This window comes from Planctomycetota bacterium (assembly GCA_026387035.1).
Taxonomy (GTDB): domain Bacteria; phylum Planctomycetota; class Phycisphaerae; order FEN-1346; family FEN-1346; genus JAPLMM01.
The window spans coordinates 1-4,657 of sequence record JAPLMM010000315.1 but is presented as its reverse complement, the minus strand read 5'-3'; the positions used below and the strand labels follow the sequence as shown (position 1 = coordinate 4,657).

The following is a 4,657-nucleotide window of genomic DNA, read 5'->3' as shown; positions in this document are numbered from 1 at the left end:
ACGCGTAATGGCGCGGCGTCAGGCGCAGCCGTTCGCGGTCGTCCGGCGCGTCGGCCGGGTGCGGCCCGACGCGGACGGCCGGCGCCTGCTTCGCGCCGCGCGCGAGGGCCGCCCGGCAAACGTCCGCGAGCGCGTCGCGCTGGGCCAGCCCTGCGACGGCATCCACACCCGCGTGGCGCTCGAGGACCGCCCCGCCGTCGCGCTGGGCGAGGCAGCCGGCGACGACGATGCGGCCGAGGCGGCCGGCGCGCTTCAAGGCTTCAAGTTCCTCGATCGCCTCATCGGTCTCGGCCCGCGCAAGGTCGATGAACGCGCACGTGTTGACGACGGCCACGTCGGCGCCGTCGGGCGAGTCGGTCACGGCAAATCCCGCGAGCGCCAGGCCGGCCAGCATCCGCTCGGAGTCCACGAGGTTCTTCGGGCACCCCAGGCTGATGAGGGCGACGGTGGGCAGGCGCTCGGCGGTCACGGGTCGGCCTCGAAAGGTGCGAGGGTTCCGCGCTAGTGGCGTTACACCCGCGAGACGTATTCGCCTGTCCGGGTGTCCACGATGAGGTGGTCGCCGTTCTTCACGAACGAGGGGACCTTGACGCGTGCGCCGCCCTCGCACGTGGCCTCTTTCATCGAGTTGGTGGCGGTGGCGCCCTTGAGGTCGGGCGGCGTGTCCTCGACCACCAGTTCCACGGTGTTCGGCAGGTCGGCGGTGACGGGGTGTCCGTCCGCCAGGCCGATCACGAGTTCGAGGTTCGGCGTCAGGTAGACCGAGTTCGGGCCGATGAACTCGGCCGGGATGCGGACCTCCTCGAACGTCTGCATGTCCATCAGGAGGTGATGCGTCGCGTCGGAATAGAGGTAATTCATGGTCTTGCGTTCGACGTAGGCCTGCTCGAACAACTCCTCGGTGCGGAACCGTTCCTCGCTTAACTGGCCGGTCTGGAGGTTCTTCAGTTGAATGACCTGGCTGGAGCGCCAGTTGCCCTTGGCGACCTTCTGGTTGTCGATGATGGTCCAGAGGCCGCCCTTGTAGTTGACGGTCATGCCGCGGCGCAAATCGATCGCTTTCGTGCTCATCCTGCCCCTTCTCCCGGAGTCTCATCACGGAAACGGCCAACGTGCGGGCCGCGCGCCCGCCTGGCCGGCAGCCAATTTAGGCCTATCCGAGGGCTCTGTCAATGCCTAAGGGGGGAAAAGGCTTGCTTCGCGGCCGGCCGGCGCGATAATCCGTTCCCCGACCCCATCACCAGCGAAGGGCAAGCGCATGGCGGCCCGGAGGGCCACCCAGGAAGCCGATGTCTCGCGGGCCCGGCGGCTCGAGTTGCCGGTCGTCGGCCGCCGACCCGCCGGCCGGGACTTTGTCTGGCTCGTCCTTGACGCCCCGCCCGATTGGCGGAGCCTGCCCGGCCAGTTCGTCAACATTCTGTGCGAGTCGGATGCCCGTGAGGCCCGGGCCTCGGAAGGGCGAGTCCTCGACGAGGCCGACGGTTGGCCCGAGACCACCGGCCTGGAACTGGGTGGGCGACGGGCCTTCGGCCGCCGGCCTTACAGCATCGCGCGGGTCGAGCGCCGAGGCCGGCAGGTCCGCCTCCACCTTCTGGTGCAGGTCAAAGGGCCGGGGTCGCGGTTTCTCGGGTCGCGGCCGGTCGGGAGTGCCGTGGACCTGGTGGGCCCGCTGGGGACGCATTTCACGGCCCCGGCAGAGGATCGGCTCCCTGTCCTGGTGAGCGGGGGGTGCGGCCTGGCGCCGATCTTCGGCCTGGCGGAATGGCTGGCCGAGGCCGGCCGGCGCGTCGTCAACCTTTTCGGCGCGGCGACGCTGGAGGCGATGCCGCTGGAGTTCTCCGTGCTGCCGCGTGCGACGGGCGGTCGCCTCGAGGAGACGGCGGCGGCGAAGGAGTTTGCCGCCCACGGCGTGACGACGTTCCTCGCGACGGACGACGGGAGCGCGGGCTTCCGCGGCCCCGTGACGGCCGCGCTCGAAACCTATCTGGACGGGCCAGGGCGGGGCGAGCCGGCCGCGCTCTACGGCTGCGGGCCGAAGGCGATGCTGAAGCGCCTGGCCCAAATCGCGGCGGAGCACGGGCTCGCCTGCGAGATTTCGCTGGAGCGGCACATGGGTTGCGGCATCGGGGTTTGCCTGTCGTGCGTCGCCAAGCGGCGCGACCCGGGCGACCCCCGCGGCTGGACCTATCGCCTCACGTGCAGGGACGGGCCGGTCATGGACGCGCACGAAATCCTATGGGACGACGCATGAGCGACGCGCAAGTGGACCTGGCGGTGACGGTCGGCAAGATCCGGATGAAGAACCCGATTGCGACCGCGTCGGGGTGCTCGGGGTACGGGGAGGAACTGGCGGCGTTCTACGACCTGGGCCTCTTGGGGGCGATCGTCACGAAATCCATCACTCTGGAGCCGCGCGACGGCCACCCGCCGCCGCGCCTCGTCGAGACGCGCGCTGGGATGCTGAACGCCATCGGCCTTGCGAACGTCGGTCTGGAGGCGTTCCTCGCGGAGAAACTTCCCGCGCTCGCGCGGTACGACGTTCCGGTCATCGTCAACGTCGCGGGCGCGACGCGCGACGAGTACGTCCGCGTGGCGCGGGCGCTCGATGCGGCCGAGGGCGTCGCGGGGATCGAATTGAACGTCTCGTGTCCGAACGTCAAGGAAGGCGGGATCGAGTTCGGCGTGGACCCGAGGACGCTGGGGGCACTCGTCGAGGCCGTTCGGCACGAGGTCGCGCGGGCGACGCTCATCGTGAAACTCAGCCCGAACGTGACGGACATCGCCGTGACGGCGCGGGCGGCCGTGGACGCCGGGGCCGACGCCCTCAGCCTCATCAACACGCTGCGCGGCCTGGCGATCGATCCGTGGACGGGCCGGCCGCGGCTCTCGAACGTGACGGGCGGCCTTTCGGGGCCGGCCATCAAGCCGGTGGCGATCTGGATGGTTCGCCGCGTGTGGCAGGAGGTGGCGTCGGCGAAGGGAGTGGCGATTATGGGACTCGGCGGCGTCCAGTTCGTCGAGGACGTGATCGAGTTCCTCCGCGCGGGGGCGACGGCGGTCGCGGTCGGGACGGCCAACTTCGTCAATCCGGAGACCGGGCGCACGCTGGCCGAGGGACTGGGCGAGGCGCTTCGCCGATTGGGCTGCGCCAGGGCGCTCGACCTTGTCGGCCGCCTCGAAGTCACCTAAGCAAGGTTATACGCGGTGGGTTCGCCGCGGGGCTTGCCCCGCGTCCCGGCGCGCCGGGACCAGCGCCCCGCCCCGAAAGGGGTCCAACATGGACAGGGACAAGCGGGGCGGCGAACCCGCCGCGCGGTGGCCAGGAATGGATGCCGCCCTGGAGCACAGAGAATTGAGGGAGCAGCCATGAGATCAGCCGGTCGCTGGCTGGTGTGGGTCGGGTTGGCGTTGGCGTTGGCTGCGCCGGGTCCGCGCGCGTCGGCCCAGGAATATACGGAGGCCCAGCGTCAGTCGCTCTCGCTGCGGTCGGCCGAGGTGGACGCGCTGACCCGTTTGGCGGACCTGGTGGCGTCGGCCCACCTGTCGGCGGATCGGACGGTTGGGCAGGCGCTGGAGCGGGGGAGCGACGGCTGGATCGCACTGCGTCTGTTTCTGCGGTCGGCCCGGCCTGTGGGGGAACCGCGCTACTATTCGACCGGCGTGACGGAAGTGGACCTGGAGATCCCGCTGGAGGCGGTGATCGATACCGTCGGCGCGTTGTGCACCCGTCGCGAGGGCGACGTCCCGGCGCTGGACGACCTTCGGGCCAGGGCCGTGGACGGCCACCTGCGCGTGAGCGGCATCGGCCGCGTGCCGACGGACCTTGAGCCGGTGGTGGCGGCCCAGGTCGTCGCGTCGCCTCCGGAGACGCTGCCCGAGATGTACCCGCTGGGGTGGGCGACCGTTCAGGCGGCCGGCCGCATTCAGGCCGCTCGCGACGCCCGGATCCGCGCCTATGAGGCGATGCGCGCGCGAATCCGGGAACTACGGGTCACGCCGTCCCACACCCTGAGCGACCTCGTGGGGTCGAGCGCGGCGGCGGAGGCCCGGTTGGACGTGTACCTGCGGTCGCTCGCGCCGGCCGGCCGGCCGAGGATGATGCCCGACGGCCTGTGCGAAGTGACCGTGGCGGCGCCGCTCCGCGACCTGATTGCGGCGCTCAAGGAAATCCAGGCGATGAACCCGACCGGCCCGAAGGCGACCGGAGGGGAGATCGACGGCCTGTCGGTCCGGTTGAAGATGGACCGGCTGACGGCGACGGGGTACGGGGCGCCGGCGTCGGCGTACGTGCGGGAGGGGGGCGGAATCGAAACGGCCCCGCTGCCCGACTGGGCCGCCGCCGCTCTGGAGACCCGGGGCGAGTCCCGCCCGCCCGAACACATCGAGGACGCGAAGGAGGCGCGCGTGCTGGCGCTGCGGGCGGCCAAGGCGACGGCGATGGAGGAACTGGCGAAGCGCCTCGACGCCGTCGGCCTCGACGACGGCCGGACCGTCCGCGAGCGGGCGGCCAAGGACCCCGTCTTTCAGCGGGACGTCAAGACCTTTCTCCAAAGCGCCGAGACGGTGGCCAGCCGGCCGACCGACGACGGCCAGTGGGAGGTGGTGGTTCGGCTGCCGCTGGCGCGGCTGTACGAGTTTTCGAGGCGAGGGATGTAAC

At 71.0% G+C, this 4,657-nt stretch carries 5 protein-coding genes; 3 read left to right on the top strand and 2 right to left on the bottom strand.

Translation table 11 applies throughout. The annotated features are described in order from the left end of the window. Both NTX40_11795 and efp read right to left on the bottom strand, forming a co-directional pair. Window positions 1–469: 30S ribosomal protein S12 methylthiotransferase RimO (locus NTX40_11795; protein MCX5649751.1), on the bottom strand; the 469-nt coding region annotated here is incomplete at its 3' end. Between the two features lie 41 nt (window positions 470–510). Further along, window positions 511–1,071, bottom strand: coding sequence for an elongation factor P (efp, locus tag NTX40_11790; GenBank protein ID MCX5649750.1), 561 nt, complete (start codon window positions 1,069–1,071; stop codon window positions 511–513). 187 nt (window positions 1,072–1,258) lie between these two features. Between efp and NTX40_11785 the strand changes: the two genes are divergently transcribed. The 3 genes from NTX40_11785 to NTX40_11775 all read left to right on the top strand — a co-directional run bounded on the left by NTX40_11785 (window position 1,259) and on the right by NTX40_11775 (window position 4,656). Next, entirely contained in the window at window positions 1,259–2,251 is a 993-nt protein-coding gene (locus NTX40_11785; GenBank protein MCX5649749.1) for a dihydroorotate dehydrogenase electron transfer subunit, read from the top strand. Further along, window positions 2,248–3,189 carry a dihydroorotate dehydrogenase gene (locus tag NTX40_11780; protein MCX5649748.1) on the top strand — a complete coding sequence of 314 codons (942 nt, stop codon included), beginning with the start codon at window positions 2,248–2,250 and terminating at the stop codon, window positions 3,187–3,189. Before NTX40_11785 ends, NTX40_11780 begins: the two co-directional genes overlap by 4 nt. A 177-nt stretch (window positions 3,190–3,366) precedes the next feature. Continuing rightward, window positions 3,367–4,656, top strand: coding sequence for a hypothetical protein (locus NTX40_11775; protein ID MCX5649747.1), 1,290 nt, complete (start codon window positions 3,367–3,369; stop codon window positions 4,654–4,656). Window position 4,657 lies beyond the last annotated feature (1 nt).